Annotated in this window: 20 protein-coding genes; all 20 read left to right on the top strand. The window is 42.1% G+C overall.

Annotated elements, in window-relative coordinates:
* Nucleotides 1-6 precede the first annotated feature (6 nt).
* Nucleotides 7-1,425 (top strand): relaxase/mobilization nuclease domain-containing protein, encoded by a 1,419-nt coding sequence (locus OCV96_RS09280; RefSeq protein ID WP_216576829.1) that lies wholly within the window; start codon nt 7-9, stop codon nt 1,423-1,425.
* A 29-nt stretch (nt 1,426-1,454) separates the two neighbouring features.
* Nucleotides 1,455-2,639 (top strand): hypothetical protein, encoded by a 1,185-nt coding sequence (locus OCV96_RS09275; protein WP_262594349.1) that lies wholly within the window; start codon nt 1,455-1,457, stop codon nt 2,637-2,639.
* Between the two features lie 9 nt (nt 2,640-2,648).
* A complete protein-coding gene (locus OCV96_RS09270; protein ID WP_117715741.1) occupies nt 2,649-3,053 on the top strand; it encodes a hypothetical protein in 405 nt (134 codons plus the stop codon).
* Nucleotides 3,053-4,171 (top strand): PcfB family protein, encoded by a 1,119-nt coding sequence (locus tag OCV96_RS09265; protein WP_256167313.1) that lies wholly within the window; start codon nt 3,053-3,055, stop codon nt 4,169-4,171. Before OCV96_RS09270 ends, OCV96_RS09265 begins: the two co-directional genes overlap by 1 nt.
* A gap of 6 nt (nt 4,172-4,177) precedes the next feature.
* On the top strand, nt 4,178-6,373 hold the full coding sequence (locus OCV96_RS09260; RefSeq protein WP_262594347.1) for a VirD4-like conjugal transfer protein, CD1115 family: 2,196 nt from the start codon (nt 4,178-4,180) through the stop codon (nt 6,371-6,373).
* 182 nt (nt 6,374-6,555) lie between these two features.
* Entirely contained in the window at nt 6,556-7,209 is a 654-nt protein-coding gene (locus OCV96_RS09255) for a helix-turn-helix transcriptional regulator (RefSeq protein ID WP_117715678.1), read from the top strand.
* 246 nt (nt 7,210-7,455) lie between these two features.
* Nucleotides 7,456-7,830 (top strand): electron transporter RnfA, encoded by a 375-nt coding sequence (locus OCV96_RS09250; RefSeq protein ID WP_117715677.1) that lies wholly within the window; start codon nt 7,456-7,458, stop codon nt 7,828-7,830.
* A gap of 54 nt (nt 7,831-7,884) precedes the next feature.
* Nucleotides 7,885-8,727, top strand: a complete 843-nt coding sequence (locus OCV96_RS09245) for a VirB6/TrbL-like conjugal transfer protein, CD1112 family (RefSeq protein WP_008120647.1) — start codon at nt 7,885-7,887, stop codon at nt 8,725-8,727.
* A gap of 12 nt (nt 8,728-8,739) precedes the next feature.
* Nucleotides 8,740-9,150, top strand: a complete 411-nt coding sequence (locus OCV96_RS09240; RefSeq protein WP_004611541.1) for a DUF4313 domain-containing protein — start codon at nt 8,740-8,742, stop codon at nt 9,148-9,150.
* A 12-nt stretch (nt 9,151-9,162) separates the two neighbouring features.
* Nucleotides 9,163-9,675 (top strand): PrgI family protein, encoded by a 513-nt coding sequence (locus OCV96_RS09235; RefSeq protein WP_262594344.1) that lies wholly within the window; start codon nt 9,163-9,165, stop codon nt 9,673-9,675.
* Between the two features lie 92 nt (nt 9,676-9,767).
* Nucleotides 9,768-12,143, top strand: a complete 2,376-nt coding sequence (locus OCV96_RS09230; RefSeq protein ID WP_262594343.1) for a VirB4-like conjugal transfer ATPase, CD1110 family — start codon at nt 9,768-9,770, stop codon at nt 12,141-12,143.
* A 341-nt stretch (nt 12,144-12,484) separates the two neighbouring features.
* Entirely contained in the window at nt 12,485-12,679 is a 195-nt protein-coding gene (locus tag OCV96_RS09225; protein ID WP_117691176.1) for a hypothetical protein, read from the top strand.
* 93 nt (nt 12,680-12,772) lie between these two features.
* Nucleotides 12,773-13,180, top strand: a complete 408-nt coding sequence (locus OCV96_RS09220; protein ID WP_055273063.1) for a hypothetical protein — start codon at nt 12,773-12,775, stop codon at nt 13,178-13,180.
* A 184-nt stretch (nt 13,181-13,364) separates the two neighbouring features.
* A complete protein-coding gene (locus tag OCV96_RS19505) occupies nt 13,365-13,775 on the top strand; it encodes a helix-turn-helix domain-containing protein (protein ID WP_330672207.1) in 411 nt (136 codons plus the stop codon).
* Nucleotides 13,776-13,933: 158 nt separating this feature from the next.
* On the top strand, nt 13,934-15,829 hold the full coding sequence (locus OCV96_RS09210) for a C40 family peptidase (protein WP_262594378.1): 1,896 nt from the start codon (nt 13,934-13,936) through the stop codon (nt 15,827-15,829).
* 50 nt (nt 15,830-15,879) lie between these two features.
* Nucleotides 15,880-16,776, top strand: a complete 897-nt coding sequence (locus OCV96_RS09205; protein WP_117568848.1) for a hypothetical protein — start codon at nt 15,880-15,882, stop codon at nt 16,774-16,776.
* Nucleotides 16,777-16,803: 27 nt separating this feature from the next.
* Nucleotides 16,804-17,022 (top strand): DpnD/PcfM family protein, encoded by a 219-nt coding sequence (locus OCV96_RS09200; RefSeq protein ID WP_118726438.1) that lies wholly within the window; start codon nt 16,804-16,806, stop codon nt 17,020-17,022.
* Nucleotides 17,019-17,387 carry a hypothetical protein gene (locus OCV96_RS09195; protein WP_118726437.1) on the top strand — a complete coding sequence of 123 codons (369 nt, stop codon included), beginning with the start codon at nt 17,019-17,021 and terminating at the stop codon, nt 17,385-17,387. The genes OCV96_RS09200 and OCV96_RS09195 overlap by 4 nt, the downstream gene beginning before the upstream one ends.
* Before the next feature lie 798 nt (nt 17,388-18,185).
* A complete protein-coding gene (locus OCV96_RS09190) occupies nt 18,186-18,545 on the top strand; it encodes a TnpV protein (protein ID WP_106492170.1) in 360 nt (119 codons plus the stop codon).
* A 158-nt stretch (nt 18,546-18,703) separates the two neighbouring features.
* Nucleotides 18,704-25,054 carry a helicase-related protein gene (locus OCV96_RS19425; protein WP_317239293.1) on the top strand — a complete coding sequence of 2,117 codons (6,351 nt, stop codon included), beginning with the start codon at nt 18,704-18,706 and terminating at the stop codon, nt 25,052-25,054.
* Nucleotides 25,055-25,057 lie beyond the last annotated feature (3 nt).

The following is a 25,057-nucleotide window of genomic DNA, read 5'->3' as shown; positions in this document are numbered from 1 at the left end:
CTTCACATGAAGGACAGCGGGAATTCTTTTCATGCAAGGCATTTGAAACGGGCACTGGATTATGTGATGAATCCTGAGAAAACTCAGAGAGGAAGACTTGTGGGAGCTGTTAACTGTCAGGCAGATATGGCTTTTGAACAGATGATGGATACAAAGAAGCAGTTTGGAAAAACAGACAAGCGACAGGGGTATCACATCATTCTTTCCTTCAAAGAGGATGAGGTGGAACCGGACAGGGCTTTTGAGATAACACAGAAGTTTGTAGCAGAATATCTTGGCGATGCCTATGAAGCGGTATTTGTGGTTCATGATAATACAGACCATGTTCATTCACACATTGTATTTAACAGTGTAAGCTTTGTGGATGGGAAAAAGTATCGCTACGAGAAAGGTGACTGGGCAAAGTATATCCAGCCGATTACCAATAAGCTGTGTCAGGAGTATGGTCTTTCCATTATAGATGTGGAGGCTGGCAGCAAAGAGAAACAGCACGAGAATTATAAGGATTGGAGCGAATATCGTGAAGGCAGCTTTGTGTGGGCAGATATGATAAAAAGAGATTTGGATGCCTGCATTTTACAGGCAAATGATTTCAGAGGATTTCTGGAACTGCTGTCGGAAAAAGGATATGAGGTCAAGCAGGGAAAGTATCTGGCAGTCAGACCACAGGGGATGACAAGATTCAGAAGATGTAAGACTCTTGGCGAGAATTATTCACAGGAAGCTATTGTGGAGCGTATTGCTAAGGAAGATTTATCTTTTTACCAGTCACAGAATGAGGAAAAACAGGCAGCGATAGTAAAGTGCTATGTCAAAAGATACCGCAGGGCGAAGATGTCAGGCTTGCAGAAAAGATATTATGCAAAGCTTTACCGGATTGGAAAGCTGAAAAAGAAGCCATACAGTCAGGTATGGAAGTATAAGGATGATATCCGAAAGATGCATAAGCTGCAGGAGCAGTATCTATTTCTGGTAAGGCATAAGATTGAGAGTGCGGAAGAACTTGTATCGGTACTTGATAATCTGACGGATAAGAAAAAAGAAGCATCAAAGGAAAAGAGTAAGACCTATAAGGCTAAGGAAAGATTCAAAGATATTTTTGACAAGGCTGAACAGATCCGGGGGCTTGATGATGCGGAATCGTGTTATCAGAGTGGGGATACCTTCTTTGAAGATGAGCACAATGCATGGGAAAGGCTTAACACTGAGCTTCTGGCACAGGGATACAGTGTGGAAGAGGTCGAGAGTCTTAGAAAAAAATATGAGAGCAAGTATGCACAGGACTGTAAGGCAGAACGGGCGGTATCAAAGGAACTTAATCTTGGAAGATCAATATGGAAGGAACTTACGGTATCAGCTTCGGCAGAAGAGAAGCAGTATGACAAAGAAACAATAAGAGACAGAAAAGAACAGCCGGTACGTTAGGCTGTTTTTTTAGTGGTTAGGAGGCATATATGGAAGAAAAAAGAGAGCCATTAAGTGAAATGGCGATTGAGAGAAAGATACAGATTCTTCGTAATAAGCATATGGACAGTGAGGTTATTGCTCTTGTCAAAAGCGATTATGAATATGGACTGACTGATGATGAAATCGGTCTGTATCTTAACAAAAGTTATGACATTGAGCAGATGAAGGTGTTATCAAAATGTCTGCATAAGGGTGTATCAGAAGAGTTGTTAACGCTGCTGAAAGATAGCAGGATGGCAGCACCTAAGATGCAGACAGCATTGGATTACTATGAAAAAGGTGTGCCGATTGATGCAATCAGAGAGGTAGTCCAAAAAGATGATACAGCAGTAAACATGCGCAGGATGTTTGATGTGGTATTAGAAAAGCTTAATAAAGCCAAAGAGCAGATGCCACAGGATTTAGAGTATGTGAAAAGTCTTGTAGCTCAGATGGATGAAGTGGTTGAAAAGATCAATCACCAGAATGAAAGGTATGATGCCCTGAATAAGAAGCTTTCTGAAATAGAAACTTCCAAAGATGATGAGGAAGTCAGGGAGCGTCTGGTCAAGGAGAACCAGGATAAGGATGCTCTTATCAACAGTCAGCAGAATGAACTGAATAAGGCAAGCAGTACGATTGCAAGACTCAGGGATGATATTGAGAAAAAGGATAAGGAGATGAAGCGTATGGGAGACAGAATAGAGTCATTGGAAGATAAGATCATAAGTGTTGCCACAGAGAATAAGAAAGAGGCAGAAAGTAAGGCAGAGCCGCAGGAAAGCCAGTCCGTACCACAGGCAGATAAAAAGATGGTAGATACAGTTGCAGTTCCGCAGAATATGCAGGCTGTGGCAAATGGTATTCCGGTCTATTATCAGATTCCGGTAGTTGATGGAACCGGAAATGTGGTGCAGAGACTTCCGATCGAGCGAAGTGTGAGAAAGAGCAGCAACAGCGGAGTGGCGAGCCTTTTTGCAAGACTTTCCTTTAAGAAAAGGTCAAGAGCAGACATCGTCAGACTTGTAGCAACAGGAGACCTTGTTCCGGCGCAGCTTGTGCAGATTAAGAGTGCAATAGAAAAGGGACTTACTGAGTCACAGCTTGTAGAACTTATAAACAACAACATTTCAGCGGAAAAGATGAAGGAGATCATTGAGATTGCTGTGCTTGAAAACAGCATGGCAGATTAGGAGGAACTTATGAATTTAGCAGTAGTAAATGAAGCAGTAACAGAGATGAATGGTGTGGAGCATCAGTTTACAGAGGAAGAGAAAAACTTTGTTGTTCAGTTCGCATTCAGAAGCGGCAGCAAGGAAGATACGATTTGTCTTATTGAAGCTTTGGGACATTCGGCGGATAAGGCTGAGTCGGACGAGATTATGGTCACATACAGAGCTAAATATGATATGAAGCCTGCATGGGTGGAACAGGTGGAAAACCTGCTTGTGGCACTTGAAATGTACCGTATCGAGGAGGAGAAAGCAATCAATCATCTGGCAGATATTTTGACTGCTTATGGTATTGATGTATCAGCCGAGGAAATCCGTACTACAGAGACAGAAACACTTAAAACAACAGTCAGAGAAAAAGTGGAGGTGCGATAATGGCAGAGGAAATTCAGGAAGCGGTGCAGATCATCCGTGTTGCTTATGATGGCATTGAGATTGCCATGAAGGTAGGAAGTGGTGGAATAGCTGCCATGCAGAAGGCAATAGATTTCTTAAAAGGGATGCTTGATTATGAAAAGTCACTAGGCAAGACATCCATGAGAAAGCTGCTCTTAAAGGGTGGCGATTTACAGGTGTTACAGTTTAATACCGAAGATATGAAAAAAGTTGAAAAGATGGCAAAGAAGTATGGAATCCTATATTCGGTACTTCCGGACTGTAACAGGAAAGACGGATTGAGTGAGGTTATCTTCCACACTGAGGCAGTTCCACGTGTGAATATGATGATACAGAAGCTCAAGTTTGGTAAGATTGCCACATTTGACGATTATCTGAAGAATGGAGATGAAAAATCCCTTGGCAAGCTGATGGATTTTTTGAAGAAACAGCAGGGAAACGAGAAAAGCCACACGATAGAAGGTGATAAGGTTAATTCCGCCATTGACGGGCTGATTGAGAAGGTCGGAATGTTTGCAATGGAAAAGAAAGCTATCAGTGTGGATCAGGTCAAGGAGAATTTCAGTATCAATGGTGAGCAGGCTGAAAGTGTTATCAGACAGCTTGAGACAATCGGTGTGCTTGGCAGCAAGAATGAAGATGGCACCCATACAGTAATGATGGACAAGGATGCATTTATCAATCGTGTCAGAGGTTATCAGGACCTTGCTGAGAGAATGAGGGCAGTTGCAGCATCAAAGAATGCGAACCTGTCAGATGTGACTATCAGCAAGAAGCTGATTATCGAAGAGAATGACCATGCTGTTAAGACCAGAGTTCCCGGCACATGGGGAGAAGAGGCAAAATATGTATGGCTCCGTAAGGAAAACATCATGGAGATTCATGGTGGAAAGACAATGCTTACCTTCCTTGATTCAAACAAGGATTATAAGCTCTACGATGAGCAGAATCGTGTGGTGACAACTCAGAAAGGAACCGAGCTTTATACTCACTACGACAAGGTGGAGTCATCTGTCAGGGAGCGTTACGAGAAAGTGCAGAAGCAGCAGAAAAAGACCACACAGAAGAAAACTGTTACCACAAAGAAAGCGAGGTAGCAGCCTATGCAGACAACAAAGAAAAAGCCGTCACTGATATTCATTATTGTGGGTGCAGTGTTATCCGGGTATCTTGGTTATCTGATAAATGGTGCGTGGACAAAAGGGATTGCCTTCAATGAATTTATGGACAGATTCAATGATATATGTGCAATTCCCTTTGCCAATTATTACAATTCCAATACAGTAAAAGCAGTAGCCATTGCATTAGGTATCTATGCGATGGCTATTGTCATGTATTACACCAGTCAGAGAAATTATATGCCCGGCAAAGAATTTGGTACGGCAAGATTTGAAAATCCGAAGCAGGTCAATAAGATTCTTGCAGATAAGGATGAGAATTTCAATCGGATACTCAGCCAGAATGTGAAGATGTCGCTTGATTTCAGGAGACTCAAGCTCAATGGAAATATACTTATCTGTGGTGGTTCCGGAGCAGGAAAAACATTTTATGAAGTAAAGCCGAATCTTATGCAGATGCCGCATAACTGTTCTTTTATCTGTACTGATCCAAAGGGAGAAATCCTTAGAAGCTGCGGTCAGATGCTAAAGAATAACGGATACAATGTGAAAGTCATAAATCTGTTAGAGATGGATAAATCAGACTGTTACAATCCGTTTTCCTATATCAGAGAGGAAACAGATGTGGTCAAGCTGATTACAAACCTTATCAGCAATACGACACCAAAGGGAGCGACACCAAGTGATCCGTTCTGGGAAAAAGCGGAAGGATTGTTCTTACAGTCTATCTTTTATTATGTGTGGCTGGAGGTACAGCCGGCAAAGAGAAACTTCGAGACAGTACTGAAGCTTCTTGGAGAGGCAGAGGTTACAGAGCAGGGGAAGGCATCAAAGCTGGATGTGCGTATGAAGTTTTTAGAGGAGAGTTCCCCACTTGGAGCAAATCATCCGGCAGTCAAGCAGTACAACAAATGTATGAGAGGTGCAGGAGATACCGTCCGTTCCATTATCATCAGTGCCAACTCAAGACTTGCATTTCTTGAGAATAAGCAGGTTTTACGATTGCTCTCCAAGGATGAGCTTAATCTGTCCGATATCGGTATTGGAGTAAATGGGGATGGGGAGACAAAGACAGCACTGTTTTGTGTAATCCCGGATAGTGATAAATCCTATAACTTTATTATCGGTATGTTATATACGCAGATATTTCAGGAATTGTACTATCAGGCAGACTTTAACTGTGGTGGCAGACTGCCAATCCATGTGACTTTTATGTTAGATGAATTTGCGAATGTCGCATTGCCCGATGATTTCTGTTCGCTGTTATCGACAATGCGAAGCCGTGAGATTTCAAGTATCATCATCATTCAGAACTTTGCCCAGTTAAAGGCACTTTTCAAAGATACCTGGGAGACAATTCCCGGCAACTGTGATACGTTTATCTATCTCGGTGGAAACGAGCAGAGTACGCATAAGTATGTGTCGGAGTTGCTTGGAAAAGGTACGATTGATAAGAAGTCAAGCGGAGAGACAAAGGGCAGACAGGGAAGCTCTTCAAGGAATTATGATGTGTTAGGAAGAGAACTGTTTACACCCGATGAGGTCAGAAAGCTGGATAACAAAAAGTGTATTATCTTTATCCGTGGATTTGATCCAATCATGGACAATAAGTTCATACCATTCAATCATCCGATGTTTAACCAGACAGCAGATGGCAAGGGAGAGCCTTATGTTCATCAGATAAGGGGAGCAGATAATCTTATCGGTCCGCCATTTGAGATTCTTTCAGACAAGGCGGTTAAGTATTATGAAAAACTGAAGGATAAGGGCGAGAATGTGTATATAGACACTCTTACCTATGAGCAGTTTATGATGCTTGGTGATGCGGAATTAAGCAGAAGATTCTCCATGCAGGATGAAGCAGAACAGAAAGCAAAGATAGACAGAGAACAGGCAAATGAGCTTGAGTATGTTGATGAATCACAGAAGTCAGATGCTTCAGAAAGTGCTAACGCTTCTAGTGGAAGTGTTGGTGCTAAGCCTGTAAGGAATCCTGAGAGGGAAAAGCCTAAGTGGGAGGATACAATCACAAATCGAATGCTGCACTGGTCATATACGCCGGAGCAGAAAGAAGAGGTGAAGAAAGCACTGGCTGCAGGTGTTCCCAAAGCAACGATTCTTACTTACTTTTATCCGGAGGTTACTGTGGAGAAGATGAGTTCATACAGAAAGAAGCAGTAAATGTTATCGCATAGGCACAGGAAATGTGGTATACTGTGCCTATGTGAAATGAATATGTTTTACAAACCGGAATTTGGCAGATGTAAAAGGATTTTGACACGCATAATAAGTGATGTCAAAGCTATTTTGTAGACAATAGTGAGTGTTTTTCCTACAATAAAAGTGCAAGGAGGTATAGTGGCATGGAGCATGATATTGGATGCAAAATCAAGGCAGCCCGAATTGAAAAAAAGCTGACGCAAGAACAGGTTGCCGAATTGTTGGGTGTGAGTCGTCAGACCATCTCAAATTGGGAAAATGAAAAATCCTATCCAGATATTATCAGCGTCATTAAAATGAGCGAATGCTACGATGTCTCTCTTGACTATCTATTGAAAGGAGAACAAAAAATGAAAAGCTATTATGATTATCTTGCAGAAAGTACGAATGTTGTGAAAAGCAATGCCAACAGAAACAAGATTATTACGATTCTCTCCTATCTCTTGATTTGGGCGTTTGCAATGATAGTGTTCTGGTTTTTTACAAGTGGAAGTGACGCTATGGGTTACAGTTTGATGTTTCTTTGGTTTATTCTTCCTATATCCACATTTATTGTGTCTATTGTTATTGGTAAAAATAACTTTTGGGGAAAAGGAAAATGGGCATTCACTCTTTTCTTTGGCGTAATGTATATGCTTGCTGAATATGGCACATTCAAAATGGCAAACAACATTGCTTTTTACAAACTGAATGCCCCTGACTTGGGAATGATTGTAGCCGGAGCAATAATCTCTGCAATCGGTATGTTGGTAGGTTCACTGTGGAATAAGAAACGCCACAATCAAAAAAATAATTAACAAGAAAAATTCAAGTTTGTCTGATTCACACACAATTTAATAATGAACTAATAAAAGCACTTTAGCCAATATGGTTAAGGTGCTTTTTTGCGCCTTGAAAGGAGGTGGTTGAAGCATACCACATCGGGAAAAGCCCGATTTAATCATTACAACAGGCATTGCCTGATCATATAGAGTAACTTTTAACAGCCAGTTAGGGATTATCCCTGCTGGCTTATTTTTTTATCGAAAAGGAGACAAAACAACATGAGAAAAGAACAGATTATTACAACTAACAACAATCAGATGGAGGAGAAAGGCATGATGAGCAGATTCATTCACTTTAAAAAGAGATTCGTTCCGGCATTATCCGGAGCACTTATGGGAGTAATGCTTATGAGCACTACTTGTTTTGCAGCAGGAGATACTTCCGCAGTAACACAGCCGCTTGAGAATTTAAAGACACTTATCATTGCAGTCATTGGTGCGGTCGGTGTCATCATTCTTGCAAAGAATGTCATGGAGTTCGCACAAGCCTACCAGCAGCAGGATTCATCTACTATGAACTCCGCTCTGAAAGGAATTGTAGCAGGTGTCATGATGGCTGGTATTTCAACAGTTCTGACATTCTTAGGCTTCTAAGATTGGGGAAATGCATTTTCCCTTTTAGTAAAAGGAAAGAGGTGAACAACAAGTATGGATATTTTTAAGCTTGGAGACAAGATCCTTGCACTTCTTGAGGCAGTGTTTGGGTTTTGGAACAATCAGATATCCCTGGTCTTTGCAATGCTTGGACAGTCACCGGTCAGTTTCAAGGGCGGAGGTCCCTGGGCAGTCATTGAGGGTATTGAGCCGGTCTTTGTAGCGGTCGGCTCATCCCTCGTTGTGCTGTTCTTTGTTATCGGTTTCTGCTCGGAAAGCATAGATGTAAAAGATGAGATGAGGTTTGAATCAATCCTGCGTATGCTTATCCGACTGGGACTTGCAGAATGGTTTGTTGCAAATAATGTCACGATTATGAAAGCATTTTTTACTTCCATAGGAAATCTGGTGGGACTTATATCTGCCGGGACAACGACGCAGCTTGCCATTGACAGTACACAGGCAGACATCATTAAGGGACTCGGATTTGGTGAGAGTCTGGTAATGCTGATACTTACAGCTTTGCTTGCAATCATCATTATTATCTGTGGATTCTTTATCATTTACACAGTGTATTTCAGGTTCTTAAAGATACTGATTATTGTGCCGCTTGGTGCGATTGCATGCTCCACAATGGCAGGAAACAGAATGGTCAGTCATACAATGGCTACCTACTGCAAATATTTTCTTTCGTGTGTATTTGAGGCAGTAACGATGGCACTTGCGATTGTGGTATGTAATGCATTTATCAACGCAGGACTTCCGGCATTTACAGGAAGTTATGCTGACTGGGCACAGACGCTTATATATCTGTGTGAAATGACATTTACGATAGCAATGACTGTTGGAAGCGTGAAGGGTGCACAGACACTTACAAGCAAGGCATTTGGATTATAGAAGGAGGCAGAAATGGATAATGAAAAGAAACAGGTTACTTATAATTCAAGTATAACCGGAGAAACGCAGGTGACATTTGATATCCAGCAGTATATGAATAACAGGGCAATGTTTATTGGTCTTATGTGTAATGAAGATGGATATGAGGAACCTTTTGGGGATGTGACTGTGAATTTGTCGGTTGCAGCACCAAATTACTGCGGATATCTGAATGTGAATGACATGCCGGATATTGAAAAGTTTATTACAGACAATGACATTGGAGAGTTTACAGGATTCACGCAAAGGAGCGGTTTCTGCGAATATCCGCTTTATCTGTTCAATGTAGATAAGCTTAGAGAACTGTGTCCGGATGGAATGGATAAGTATGAGGCAAATATCGGAATGACAAGAAAGCCAGAGACAAAGGATTTATCAAGATAGGAGGCAGGGACAATGGTAATCGAAGTAAACAAGGATATTGACCGCTATCAGGAATCGGTTGCAATGGGACTTACTGCAAGGCAGCTTATATTTTCCATTGCAAGCGTAGTTGTTGGTGGCGGTATCGTCCTTCTTCTTTACAAGTATATCGGTCTTACGGGTTCTGCTTATGTGGCAATTCCCTGTGTGGCACCGATTGCTCTTGGCGGATTCTATTCCTTTAATGGGATGAATTTCTACGAGTATATGGGAAAGAAACTGCATTTTATGTTTGGCAACAGGGCACTTACCTATGTATCAACAGAGGGAGAGCCTGCAATAAAGAAGTTAGAAGCAGAGCAGAATGAACAGGTAAAGAAGAAAGGCAGAAAGGCTGAACCGGAGACTGTAACAGCTGATTCAGCTGTAAAGAAGCAGGAGGAGTTTGAAGCAATGAAGAAAAAGACGAGAAACATGCTGCTTGGACTTGTCACAGTCATTGTGGCGGCAGTAGCAGGCATTGCAGCATATAAGACTATGCATTAGAAACAAATAGTATCTGACCGCAAGGTCGGGAACACAGCCCGCAGGGTGAAGTTCCCGGCGGGCTTTCATTATAAGAAAGCGAGGTTAGAGACATGGGTTTATTTACAGACGGATTTAAGTTATTAAAGAAGGCGAGCGAGCCTTTGTATAAGACACCTAAATCCATTCAGGAAACCATAGAGATTATGGCGGTGGCTGAAAACGGCATTTTTGAAGTAAGCAAAAATAAGTATTCCAAATGCTACCGCTTTCAGGACATCAATTACACGACAGCAACCGAGGATGAGCAGATCGGTATTTTCGAGAGATACTGTAAGTTCTTAAATTCGCTGGACTGTAATTATAAGATTACGATCAACAATAAGAACAAAAACATGGATGAACTCCGTGACAAGGTTCTGATTGCTGAGAAAAACGATGGCTTCAATAATTATAGAAGTATCTACAATGACATCATTGAGGAGAAGATTATTGAGGGCAGACAGGGGATTGAGCAGGAGAGATACCTGACGATCACGATAGAGAGAAAGAACTTTGAGGAGGCAAAGGCACAGTTTGCAACCCTTGAGGCAACGATACACAAGGCTTTCATTGAGCTTGGTGCGGAGATTGTACCGCTTAATGGAAATGAGAGACTGAAAGTGCTCTATGACTATTATCATCTTGGAGATGAGGGCAGCTTTGATTTTGATATCAAAAAGGCAAAGAAGGTCGGGGCAGATTTTAGAAATGATCTGTGCAATGGGATGGTGAAATATTTCCCGGACCATTTTGAGGATGAGAGTAAATTCTGCAAGGCACTTTTCATCAAAAAGTATCCGAGCAGTTTATCCGACAGATTCATCAATGAGATTACTTCACTTCCGGTTCATTCCATCACGAGCATTGATGTGGTGCCTGTTCCCAAGGATCTGACTACAAAGGTGCTTCAGAAGAAATACCTTGGCATTGAGTCGGATATCATTAAGCAGCAGAGAGTCCGTAATAAGAATAACGACTTTTCTACGGAAATTTCATATGCCAAGAGAACGGAGAAAAAGGAGATTGAGGAAATCATGGATGATGTCCGTGAGAATGACCAGTGTCTTTTTTTCGTAGGAGTTACCATTATTCTTATGGCAGAAAGCAAGAAGGAGCTTGAGAGTGTATGTGAGACTGTGGAGACTATCGGAAAGCGTAACAGCTGCACGATTGATACACACTACTTAAAGCAGAGGGAGGCACTCAACACAGCGCTTCCGATTGGTGTAAGACAGGTGGAGACAATGCGTACCCTTCTTACCCAGTCACTTGCGGTGCTTATGCCATTCAATGTGCAGGAGCTTAATGACAGCACGGGCAATTACTATGGTATCAACCAGATCAGCAAGAATGTGAATATCGGTAACAGAAAGAAGCTGATAAACGGAAATGGCTTCGTTTTCGGAGTGCCGGGTTCCGGTAAATCCTTCTTCTGTAAGATGGAAATGGGCAGCGTATTCTTGTCGGGAGATGATGAGATAATCGTCATAGATCCAATGAACGAATACTTTGATATTGCTGAGACCTATGGTGGAACAGTGGTAAATATGTCCACTTACACGGATAACTATGTGAATCCGCTGGAGATGGATGTATGGAGCCTTGATCCGAATGATTCCAAAGGAATGGTTAGAGAAAAGGGCGAGTTTATGCTTGGACTTTGTGAGCAGTGTATTGGGGACAGCTTAAATTCAAGACAGAAGTCAATCATTGATCGTTGTGTGAGAAAGCTGTATATCGACATTGCAAGGAGCAAAGAGAAGTATATCCCGGTGATGAGTGATTTTTACGATATCCTTATGGCACAGCCGGAGGACGAGGCAAAGGACATTGCACTGTCACTAGAGCTTTTCGTAAATGGTTCCCTAAATATCTTCAATCATCAGACAAATGTGGATGTGGATAACAGATTCACAGTATATGGCATCAGGGACTTAGGTACGGAGCTTAGTCCTATCACAATGCTTGTCATGATGGAGTCTATTCAGAACAGGATTGTTGAGAATGGCAAGAGAGGCAAGGCAACATGGCTCTATATTGATGAGTTTCACGTCCTGCTTAATTCCGAGTATTCTGCAAAATATCTGCAGCAGCTCTGGAAGAAAGTAAGAAAGCAGGGAGGACTTTGTACCGGTATCACGCAGAATGTCGTCGATCTGTTGCAGAACTATACAGCAACCACAATGCTTGCAAACTCTGAGTTTGTGGCACTCTTAAAACAGGCGAATACAGACAGTTCCAAGATGGCGGAAGTTATCGGGGTATCAGAGGCACAGCTAAGATTCGTAACCAATACTGCATCGGGAATGGGACTTATCAAGTGTGGCTCGGTGGTGATTCCGTTTGATAATCAGATTAGTAAGGATACAGATTTGTACAGGCTGTATAATACCAACATTCATGAGAAGATTGCGGAACAGAAGAAAAAAGAAGCAATGCTGCAGTGATAACAGATGAATTTTTATAGAATCTATAGTATAATCAAGAGGTCGGATGAATGTCCGACCTTGATGATAATAAATTAGATATTCCCTATTTTAAAGAAAAAAGCATATAAGATTCGATATGAAAAATAAATAAGGAAGCAGTTCTAAAATGTATCATTTGTACCGGAGAACATGTGGCTGGATTTTAAGATATGCATATCGTACACTTTGACGAGAATATGTTGATTGGGGATGCAGCGGACCTGGATGCATTTATGGAAATGTATGGTGTGGAAGCAATTTCCAAGGAATATTTGTAATTATTAGGGAAAAGAAAATTTGAAGTTTATGGAGGAATAAAGATGGATTGTTTAAGATGTAAAGAGGAAATGATTAAAGCAAAATTAAAAGGAGATGCAGTAGGTACGGTTGTTTATTTAACTAATAAGAAAAACGGTATCTTTGAGAATGAAAAGAATAGTACTGTTTCATGTTATGTATGTCCAAAATGTGGATATGTTGAATTGAATGCAGATAATGCGAAAAAATTGATTTGATAATTTCCACTTGAAACTTTCAGTAATACTGAGAAAATTAAAGAAAGTACAAAGCTCGCGAAGCTTTGAAGTTGACAAAGGAGTTGAGCTGATATGAAAAAGAAAATCATCATATTGCTGTCTGTTGTGATAATTCTTTTGATGGGCATTGTTGTATGGTTTAATATTCCACTCGACTTGATGGACTTAGACCCTAATGAGGTCATGGAAATAGTTGTTTTCAATGGCAATAGCGGAAACGCAACACATATTACCGACAAAGAGCAGATTCAGCATATTGTCGAAAATTTGAATGGTGTCGAAGTAAAGCGGTCAAAGCCATCTTTGGGTTATATGGGATATAGTTTTAAAGTTACTATTTATTTGTCTGATGGCAACGAGGCAGGCGATTGGAATAATTTTATTATCAATTCAGATGATACAATTAGAAAAGATCCATTTTTCTATTCTGTTACAAAGGGAAATATTGATTACAGCTATATTGAAGGTATCGTAGAATAACAAAAATTCCAGACTTCTGGTGAGTCTGGAACACGTGAAGCTTTGAATTTCCCGAATTTCTTAATACATTTTTGAACTGAAAAACTTGATTGAAACCGTTGGTTGACACATTTCCAAGCATAGGTGGTGGTAATGCAACTATAAAAGATGCTATGATTTTGTCAAAAGGAAAGGAGAACTGACAATGAATATAGCAGACAGAATACAATATTTACGAAAACAAAAAGGATATTCGCAGGAGGAACTTGCTGATAAGGTTGGTGTATCAAGACAGGCTGTATCAAAATGGGAAAGTGAACAAAGCACACCAGAATTAGAAAAAGTAATCGCTATGAGCGAACTTTTTGAAGTCACAACGGATTATATTCTTAAAGGAATAGAACCAGTATCAACAACGAATAGAAAGACTGTTAAGACGTTGTACTGGGGGTTTGTTTTAATATTTGCAACCATAGCAGGAATATGGTCTTTTGCTGCAAACCGATTTAATTATGATGAAATTATTATGATTATTTTAGCAGGCGGCGTAGTTGGTTTAGGAATGGCTCTAATTGTTCAGGTAATCGGCAGTATAGTTTCAAACAAAAAACAATAATAAAAGTGAAACTTTCAGTTTTATGTTGCTTTTAATAATTGAATATTGAATGATTTTACATAGCCGTTAAGGAGTAATTTTTGCTCCCTAGCGGCTTATTTTATTTTTCAAAGTAGGAGGTGAGAAAATTGAAAATTAGAAAGGTGGATGACAAGCCGATGGTCATTCACACCAAGGAGAAAGCCAAGATTCATGCCCACGAACCGAAGGGAGCCAAGATTAAGGGGAGTAACATCTATACAGTAGAGAGAGGTTCTAAGACAGCTGGTGCAAAGGTAACTGATACGGATAGAAAGAAGTCCTATCGCAAGAGTACCATTCATCAGTCAGAGTCGAAGAATAAGGGATTATCAAGATTTAAGCGAAACTATAGAGAATCAAACACTTCCATCAAGACTAAGAACACCAATCTTCACATTGCAGGAAGAACAGGTGTACTTGCAGCCGGGGCAGTAACGGAGCAGGTGGAAGGCGGGCATGAGGTATCGCAGGCAGCATATCTTGCATATGAAGCAAGCCAACCTGTTACCGGAACTGCTTCTAAGGGTGCTGCACTTTTCAGGAAAAAGGCGGCAGCCGAGGCAAAGAAGCGTATCAAGAAGGTAGAGGCAGGAAAGAAGCTGGCAAAAAAGACAGCAAAGAAAGCTGCCAAAGATACTGCTAAGGCGGTAGCTAAAGAGACAGCAAAAGAAACCGCCAAGACAACTGCCAAGGTTGCAACGAAAACTGCGACAAAGGCAGCTGCTACAGCGGCAGGAACAGCGGTTGCACCGGGAGTTGGTACTGCAATCGGCATGGCAGCCGGATATGCTGCAGGTGTGTCCATAGAGGTCAAGGATGAAAAAATGACCAACCGGAGCAGGAAGATAAAATTCTTTCTGGATAAGATGAAAGCACAGGAGAATCAGACAGACAGCGTGGCAAAGCTGGTAAAGGATCTGATTGTGCGAAAAGCGATTACCTGGGTAAAGGCAGCGGCACCGATTGGTGGATTGGTGCTTTTATTACTTGTTCTTGTAGTTGCCATGATTGCGGTTCCGGTTATAGCGGTGATAGCAATCCTTTACAATTCACCATTTGCTTTATTTCTGCCACCACTTGAATCAGGAGATACCGTGCAGACAGTAACGAGTGCTTATGTGCAGGAGTTTAACCGGGATGTGAACACGAAGGTTAATGAGCATACCGGATATGATCTTGGAGAGCTTGTATATGTGGACTATGAAGGTATGGAAGAAAACCCAAGCAATTACTATGACATCATGGCTGTCTATATGGTCAAGCATGGTGTCGGAGATACTGCAACAGTCATGAATGATACTTCAAAAGGCTGGCTGCAGGCAGTTGTAAATGATATGTGTTCATACACCACAAGCACAGGAACAAAGGATGTGGAAGAAACAGATGCAGACGGTAATGTAACTACTGTCACGAAGTCGGTTCTGTATGTGAATGTCACACTGAAATCGTACAGAGATATGATTTCGGTCTATGGATTTAATTCTGATCAGGTGGAAATGCTTGAGCAGATCATGAGTCCGGAGTTTATGGGACAGCTTGGATATGCCGGAAGCGGAAGTGGCGGCGGAGGCGGAAGTCCGGGAGTAAGCTCCATGACTGAGGATGAAATCAATGCCATCCTAAACGAAATTACAGACAGCAGGCAGAAAACAGTCTGCTCCTATGCACTACACAGAGTTGGTTTTCCTTATAGTCAGGATTTAAGAGACAGCGGTAACTATTATGACTGCAGTTCCTTAGCCTATTATTCATGGAAGGATGCAGGCGTGGATATTAGTTATGGCGGTGCAACCACAGCGGCAGCGGAGGCACAGGGACTTGATGAAGCCGGAAAGACTGTCTCCTTTGATGAGTTACAGCCGGGAGACCTTATCTTTTACAGTTTTACAAGCAATGGAAGATATAAGAACATCAGCCATGTGGCAGTATATGTCGGAAATGGCAAGGTGGTAGAGGCACTTAATGAAAGTCTTGGTGTGGTCTACAGGGATGTGGCAAGCATAGGAAAGATTGTTGTGATAGGAAGACCATAACAGGAAATTTGCAGAGAGGGCATAGTCCCTCTCTGAGACTGGAGGTAAGAATGGATTTAAAAGATATGATACTGGTAACAGAAAACGACAGGGGAACAGAGACAAATATGCTGATGACTCTGGATGATTATAAGAGTTTTATAGCAATTGATGACATGTCAGAGCTTGCAGAAAATTTGTTGCAGCTTGGAAGGACACTTGGTGAAGCAGATAACTTCACAGAGTATTACAGGGCAGCAAATGTAACTGTATCTGCGAGATTCTGTCTGGATGATATTCAGCTGGGACATTTTCTTCAGGGATTTTATAACGATTCCAAAGAATTTCGGTTTGATAAAGAAGCCAGTTCTTCTGAATGTGTTGCAAAGCTTAAGGAGATTGGAATGACCGATAAGGGCTGGGTGGATGATTTTAACCTGCATTATGAAATGGAGAACCGCTCATTTGAAAGGGGACAGACATTTCATAACTTCAATGACCATGATTACATGGTGCTTGAAGCATTATCACCAAGGAATCTTGTGGTGATGGATATGAAGTCAGGTTCCCTTACAATCGCCCTTGGTGCGACAGAGTATAAGCGTTATCCGAAGGATGAGAAGCCTACAAAGGACAATACCACAATCGGGGTATCGTGGGAGCATGGCATTTATCTAGGTTCCACACTTTCAACTACAAATTTCAAGGCATACAAGAGGGAGTATGGCACACCGGAAAAGATAGAGGATATCTATGATTACAGGGCAAAGCTAAAGCAGAAGTTCTATTTTTATCAGGATATGTCAAAGGATGATGATGTACCAAAGAAGCTGCAGAATGACTTCCTTCACCAGATGTATGAGGATTTTGGAACGATTGAAGAGGACTGTTTTTACGACAGGCTGGAAGATGGAAAGTACGATGAAGGCTTTAAGGAAAGACAGGTAAAGGAAGAAAAGAGCCGGTGATGAGATTTTTACAGGAGGCGATATCATATGGAACAGGAATTTAATGTTGAGATAAAAGAAGTGCTTTCACGAGTACAGAAAGTAAAGGCAGAGTCGCTTGACGATGCCATCAATAAGGCAATGGATATGTATTATGCAGAGCAGATAGTCCTTGGAGCAGAGGACATGAAGGGAGTTGATTTTGCGCCTATCAGCGAAGGTCAGCTCCCTTCTTCATTAAAAGAAAACGGAGGAAAAGCAAGATGAAAAGTGATTCAACAACAGTAATTAAGAACATGGAGTTTTTAGTAAAGGAACTTCATAAGGAGTGGGACAGATCGGGTGCTTCTAAGGCATCCGTTATTATTTCCCTTGAGGAAGTAGATGGTATCAATGATAAGTTAAAAGAGATTATCTATCAGACACAGAAGTCAGTCGATGAGGATGGGCTGACTTTTAAACAGAGCATTGCAAAGTCAAAGGAGTGCTATGTGCTTCTTCGTGTGGTGCGTAAGATTGCAAAGAAAAAGGAAAAATGCGAAAAACAGGCAATCGACAATGAATTTGCAATCGAGCTGGATAAGGATGAGTTAAAGCTATTTAAGGGATCGTTTGCAGAGATGTTTAAGTAGAGGAGGACAAAGGTATGGGCGTTGATATGAAGGTCAAAGCGATATACGATTCTGAGATTGGTAACATCACAAGATCAGAAAAGAACTGGAAGGATGTGTTAAAGGTCGCAGGTCAGTTATACCGCTATGAATTTGACAATATCGTTATGGTAACAGCTCAGAGACCTCCGGAAAAAAGCACACTCATGGCAGATTATGATACCTGGAAAAAGGTGGGAAGATATGTAAAGCGTGGTGCGAAAGGCTGCGCTATCTTCCCGTCGAGGGCACTGAATCCACGCATGAGGTATATCTTTGATATCAGTGATACCGGAGGGAAAAATGTCAAACTGACATGGGACCTTGAGGGAGAAAATCTTAAGGATTATCTGGATTTTCTTGTGTCAGAAGGTCAGATTGAGCAGTACGATAACAGCGACAGGGAGTCTCTAAAAAATATATTAAAACAGTTTACAGGAACAGATGTTTGGCTTATAATAAAAGAAGAGTTCGGAGACCGAATGACCGAGCTTATGCAGCTATCAGGTAGTGTGATAAAGGAAGAAAGTAAGAAACGCAATGGCTTACAGCAGGAAATGGACATGGAGCAGCTTGTATATACAAGTGTCATGTATGCTGTAGGGACGAGATGCGGATTTGACTTATCTGTGCAAGAACAGGATTTTAGTCAGATCGTAAATATCAAAGACGAAGAGATCATTTACCGTCTTGGTTCCATTGTATGCGATGTCTCCTGTAGTGTTCTTAGAGAATTTAGTCGTAACTTAAAGGCAATCGAGAGCGAAAGGAGAATTGGATATGTTAGAAGAAATGACTTACAAGGAAGTGGACGGACTGCTTTATCCGCAGATAGAGATGCCGGACGAGACGGAGGATCTCACGAAGCTGGGCAAATACGGAAGGATGGCGATGAACTATCTAAAGGAGAACGAGCCGGCAAGATACAAGACGCTGATGAGATTCGGGAAGATGTACGAGAAGATGTCAGCGGTAGAGGAGGAAGCGAACCAGCTGTACGACCAGCTGGAGATGCAGTATCTGGCGAAGCACAAGCCACAGAATCCGTCATCGACAATGGAGATGTGGAAGATAAGAGAGCAGGCGAAGATGCAGGCAGAGGAAGTGGTACTGAATCAGATAGTGATGCGATTCCACTAGAATCAGATGATACAGAACTGAATAGGGAACTTGATGAAATCAATTCATTGGGTGTTAGTAAGGAAGCCGAATATACGCAGGCTTCCTTTTTTTTCGACCAGAATGGGCAGGCAAGCATTGGCACCATTCATACTGAGGATGAAAACAATAATCAGTTTATGCGTCAGTTCGAGCAGGACAGAAAAGCTGCATTAGCAGGTAAATACAATTACCTGAATCCCAAAAAGTCTGCAACAGTACCAGGTGAGTATATCAAACAGGTGCTTATGAGAGGTACAGGTTTTATCGGTGGCAAGGGCAGGGTATGCAAGATTTTTGAAACAGAGATTGATGCAGGAACCAGAGCAAAGCGTATCAAAGCAGAGTATGGTCAGGGAGGTGCAGGCTGGCCGATTGACGGACTGGGACTGCACGGATATGACACATTTCATGGGAATGGACTGCGTTTTCAGTGGCGGGATGAGGATGGAGAGGTTGAAGGATATGTTTCTTGGAAAGATATCGAAAAAGAGCTTGGTGTCCTTATTCTTACAGGGGAATACCAGCCTGAGACACCTCGTATTGATGAGCTTGCGATGGACGGACTCCGTGAGGACGATGAGGTTATTGATGCCGAATATCAGGAAGTGGAAGCGGAAGAGGCAGAATCAGAGATTGATGATTATGCAATACCGGATGAGCCGGAGAGCTATGCTTCTAACAGAGATTATGTAAGTGCTAAAGGCATGCCACCACAGGAAGCCGCCGATGAAGACCGCATGGTAACACAGGCAGAATATGGTGCAGAGATAGAAGCTGAAACAACTGAAAAAGATCCATCAGAGCTTCAGTATATTACACCGATTGATTATTCCAAGCGTATTGCAGAGCTTGATGAAGACCTGCGTGATGCGGCGGAGATTCTTGTAACAGATTGCAGCTGCTACACTCCGTTTAGGGCATTCCTTATGGATGTGGTGCAGTCTGATTTTGCATTTATACCCAATAAACTTGACCTTATCAGGGATATTGCATTAGGGACAGATAATGCAGAAAGAAAGGCATATTCCAACAATAAGTATGGTCTTGTGGAGTACTCAATCAGAAGCGGATATGTGAAGATCAGCTATAAGAACAGGAATGGCGTGCGAAAGGAAGGTGCTCTCGACTGGCGTGAGTTATATGAGATTTTATCCTATATGGTAAAACAGCCATTTTACTGCGGAGAAGACCAGAAGAAGTATTATCAGGAGACAAAGCAGAAGGCTGACAGGGATAAGATGAATCCGGTCTATAAGAGATTCTTTGATATCGAGGATAGTGTAAAAGCCAATCGTCTTGAAACCAGGGAAAGAGCAATAGCGAATGGCTGGGAAACCAAGATTGATGAGAATGGACATGTGGTTTCAGATGATGCAGTATCAGTATCTGTGGATGATATTCAGGCTGATACAGAATCACAGGAAACTGTAGATTTTACACCAAAGCAGGAACCAGTACAGCAAGTAGAAAGTCTTGAAAATGAGAAGAATGTTGCCGGGCAGACGAAACACAATTTCCACTATAACCTCTGGGAAATGGAAAAAGGCGGTGCTAAGACCAGATACCAGTGGAATATGGATGCAATCCGCACTTTAAAGCAGATTGAATCAGAGAACAGGCTTGCCACACCTGAGGAACAGAAAACTCTGTCGAAGTTTGTCGGATGGGGCGGACTGTCACAGGCATTTGATGAGAATAACGCAGGCTGGAGCAAAGAATATGCAGAGCTGAAAGACCTTTTATCTGATGAGGAATACAGTGCTGCAAGGGCAACAGTAAATAACGCCTTTTATACTTCACCGGAGATTGCCATGTGCATAAATTCGGCACTTGTCCAGTTTGGTTTCAGAGGCGGCAATGTATTAGAGCCATCTATGGGTATCGGTAACTTCTTTGGAAGTATGCCGGCACCAATGCAGAGAAGCAAGCTGTATGGGGTGGAGCTTGACAGCATTTCAGGAAGAATTGCAAAGCAGCTTTATCAGAATGCCAATATCAGTATCACAGGATTTGAGAATACCACATATCCGGATAACTTTTTTGATGTGGTTGTCGGAAATGTGCCATTTGGTGATTATAAGGTATTTGATCCAAAGTACAACAAGTATAACTTCCGTATCCACGATTATTTTCTGGCAAAAGCACTTGATCAGGTAAGACCGGGAGGCATGGTTGCAGTAATCACCACAAAGGGAACACTTGATAAGGCAAATCCTACTATCCGAAAGTATCTGGCTGAAAGAGCAGAGCTTGTGGGAGCAGTAAGACTTCCGAATACTGCATTTAAAGATAATGCAGGAACCGAAGTGACAGCAGATATCCTGTTTTTGCAGAAGAGGGAGAGAAAGATTGATATTGAACCTGACTGGGTACACCTTGGTGTAACTGAGAATGGCATTGCAGTCAACTCTTATTTTGCAGAGCATCCGGAGATGATGCTTGGATCTATGGAATATGACACAAGGATTTACGGACAGGACAGCAGATATACAGTCTGTGTGAATAATGATGAGAACTTCAATATGTACGAGGCTCTCAATAAGGCAATCAGAAATATCAAAGCACAGATGACAGATTTTGAGAGAGTGTCAGATGAGGCGGAGCAGACGGAGGAAGTTATCCCGGCTGATCCGGATGTGAGAAACTACACTTACACATTTTTTGAAGGAAAACTCTATTACAGGGAAAATTCTGAGATGGTAAGAAAAGAGGTATCACAGACTGCCGAGGAGCGAATCAGAAGCCTTGATGAAATCAGACAGATAACAAGAGAGCTGATTGATATCCAGATGGATGGCTGCAGTGAGGAGGAGCTTTCTGATAAGCAGAGACTTCTTAATGTGAAATACGATGCCTTTATAAAGCAGTATGGAGCCATTACCTCAAAAGCAAACAGAATAGCTTTCAGAGATGACAGCGATTACCCGCTTCTTTGCAGTCTTGAGGAAGTAAACGAAGACGGGGAGGTGAAAAAAGCGGATATGTTTTATAAGCAGACGATTAAGGCAAAGACTGTCATAGACAGAGTGGAGACGGCTGTTGAAGCATTAAATGTATCCGTCAATGAATTTGGATATGTGAATCTTGCCTATATGCTCTCTATCTATGAGCCAGATATTACTAATGCAAAGGAAGAGCTTGCAGAAAAGTCCGGGCAGACAGTGGATGAGATAACATTTAGTGATGATGCTTTGGCAGAGCTTAGAAGGGCAGTTCTTGTGGAAGAACTGGATGGACTGATTTTCCTTAATCCCGACCGTTACAACGAGAACAATCCTGATATCGGCTGGGAGACAGCAGACGAGTATCTTTCCGGCAATGTGAGAGACAAGCTCCGTGTAGCAAAGGCTATGGCAGCTGATACAGACAATCCGCAGGCAGAAAGATTTGCAGGCAATGTGGCAGCACTGGAAAAGGTGCAGCCGGAGTGGATTGAAGCTTCAGATATTGATGTAAAGATTGGTACGACATGGATTGAGCCGCTTGATTATGAGCAGTTTATCTATGAGCTTCTCAATACACCAAGAAGAGCAAGGGCAGTCAGAAGCCAGTTTTACAATACAGGCATTCAGGTACACTTAAATAAGATGAGCATGGAATGGTTCATCGAGAATAAGAGCATGGATAAGCATTCAGTGGCAGCTACTAAGACCTATGGTACAAGCCGCATGGATGCTTATTCTATTATTGAGGATACGCTGAATCTTAAAACTGTAACAGTAAGGGACAGGATTGATGATGGTGATGGCAAATATCATTACGAAGTCAATAAGAATGAGACAATGCTTGCAAGGGAAAAACAGAACATGATCAAGGAGAAGTTCAAGGAATGGCTGTTTGCAGAGCCGGAGCGAAGACAGAAGTATGTGGAATATTACAACGAGACATTCAATAACATCCGCCTGCGTGAGTATGACGGAAGCCATCTGCAGTTTCCGGGAATGAATCCAGCAATTGAGCTAAAGCCTCATCAGAAGAATGCGGTGGCTAGAATCCTTCTTGGAGGAAATACACTGCTTGCACACTGTGTCGGTGCCGGAAAGTCCTTTGAGATGATGGCTGCCTGCATGGAGCAGAAGAGACTCGGACTTGCCAATAAGACAATCATGGTTGTTCCAAAGCCACTTATCGGGCAGACTGCATCAGAGTTTTTAAGGCTTTATCCGTCAGCAAATATCTTAGTTGCCACAGAGCGTGATTTTGAAAAAAGCCGCAGAAAGCAGTTCGTATCAAGGATTGCAACAGGTGACTATGACTGTATCATCATGTCGCACTCGCAGTTTGAGAAAATTCCAATCTCAGCAGAGAGAAAGGAAAGAATGCTTAACGAGCAGATTGATGAAATCAGCTATGCGATTGATGAGATGAAGGAACGTAACGGAGAGAGATGGACTGTAAAGCAGATGGAAAGTCAGAAGAAAAAGCTGGAGGAACAGCTGAAATCTCTATCTGATGAGAGCAGAAAGGATGACCTTATAACCTTTGAGGAGCTGGGTGTTGACTCTATTATGGTAGACGAGGCACATAATTTTAAGAACCTTGCGATTTTTTCCAAGATGAATAATGTATCAGGTATCAGCAGCAGTGGAGCAAAGAAGTCAACGGATATGCAGCTTAAGTGCCAGTATTTGTCTGAGATAAATGATGGCAGAGGCATTGTGTTTGCGACAGGTACACCGATATCCAATACCATGTGTGAGATGTATGTCATGCAGCTTTACTTGCAGAAGGCAGCACTTGAAGAGATGGGAATTTATCACTTTGATTCATGGGCAGCGAACTTTGGTGAAGTGACAACAGCACTGGAGCTTACTGTAGAGGGAAGTGGATTCCGTTTTAAGAGCAGATTCAATAAGTTTACGAATCTGCCGGAGCTTATGAATATCTTTCGTGAAGTAGCAGATGTGCAGACCGCAGACATGCTTGACCTTGATGTGCCGGCTATTCGTGGCGGCAAGCCTATCATAGTGGAGTCAGAGCCTGACTGGTATGTAAAGCAGGTTATGGAAGACTTTGTTGTGAGGGCAGAGCGTATCAGAGGTGGTGGAGTTGATCCAAGTGTGGACAACTTCCTAAAGATTACTCATGAGGCAAGATTACTCGGAACAGATGCAAGGCTGATTGATAAGGACGCACCAAATAATCCAGATGGAAAGCTCAATAAGGTAGCGGAGAATGTATGGAAAGAATATGAGAAAGGAAATGCCAACGGTCATATAGGCTGCCAGCTTTTTTTTTCGGATATCGGCACACCGGGACCGGATAAGGATTTTACCATCTACGATTATCTGAAGGAAACACTGATACAGTATGGTATTCCGGCAGAGGAGATAGCATTTATCCATGATGCAAAGACCGACGCACAGCGGGATGCACTATTTAAGGAAATGAGAACAGGTAAGAAAAAAGTGCTTATAGGTTCTACAGATAAATGTGGTACTGGCGTTAATGTTCAGACACATCTGGTTGCAATGCATCATGTGGACTGTCCTTGGAAGCCAAGCTCCATTGAACAGAGGGAAGGACGAGGCATCAGGCAGGGCAACGAAAATGAAGAGGTGGCAATCTATAGATATGTCACCAAAGGAACTTTTGATGCATACAACTGGTCGCTTGTTGAAAATAAGCAGCGATTCATCAGTCAGGTCATGACAAGCAAGGCTGTAAGCCGAAGCTGTGAGGATATCGATGAGGCAACACTTTCCTATGCAGAGATTAAAGCGGTTGCCACAGGCAATCCTTTAATCAAGGAAAAGATGGAGATTGACAATGATGTCCAGAGATTAAAGCTATTGAAGGCATCTTATGACAATCAGAGATATGGCTTGCAGGATAACTTTATGATTAAGTACCCGAAGCTCATTAAGACAGCAACCGAAAAGCTTGCCAATGTAAGAGAGGATGTAAAGGCAAGGGATAAAGAACTGATTGATAATCCGGAATTTGCCATCACCATAGGCAAAGCAACTTACACAGAGCGAGTGGATGGCGGAACGATGATGCTTGAAGCAATCAGCAAGTGTAAGACCGGAGAGACAACTGCAATCGGTAAATTCCATGGATTTGAGCTGCTTGTGGAAAAGAACTTCCTTGACATCAATTATATGGTGCTTCGTGGAAAGACTGAGTACAAGGCAGAGCTTTCCACAAGTCCTGTCGGCAGCATGGTAAAGCTGGAAAACCTGTTCAATGGACTCCATGAGAACATTGATTTCTTGGAAAAGAAGATTGAGCAGTACCAGAATGATCTTGAAGCATCAAAGGCAGAGTATGACAAGCCATTTGCATACAGCAAGGAACTGGAAGAAAAGCTGGCAAGACAATGTGAACTGAATGCCCAGCTTGACCTTGAGAACGCAAAGGCTGTGGATGCAGACCTGAGCGGACCAGAGGAAGAAAGAGAAGCTGATGACAGAATGGAAGCTGCAGCAATTGTAGCAGAGGATAAAGGTGCTTATCCAGCCGACAGAGAGGGCAGAACACGATAGGAG

This window comes from Waltera acetigignens (assembly GCF_025567015.1).
Lineage (GTDB): Bacteria > Bacillota > Clostridia > Lachnospirales > Lachnospiraceae > Acetatifactor > Acetatifactor acetigignens.
Note: the sequence above shows the minus strand (reverse complement) of the source record. Positions and strands in the feature narration are given on the sequence as shown.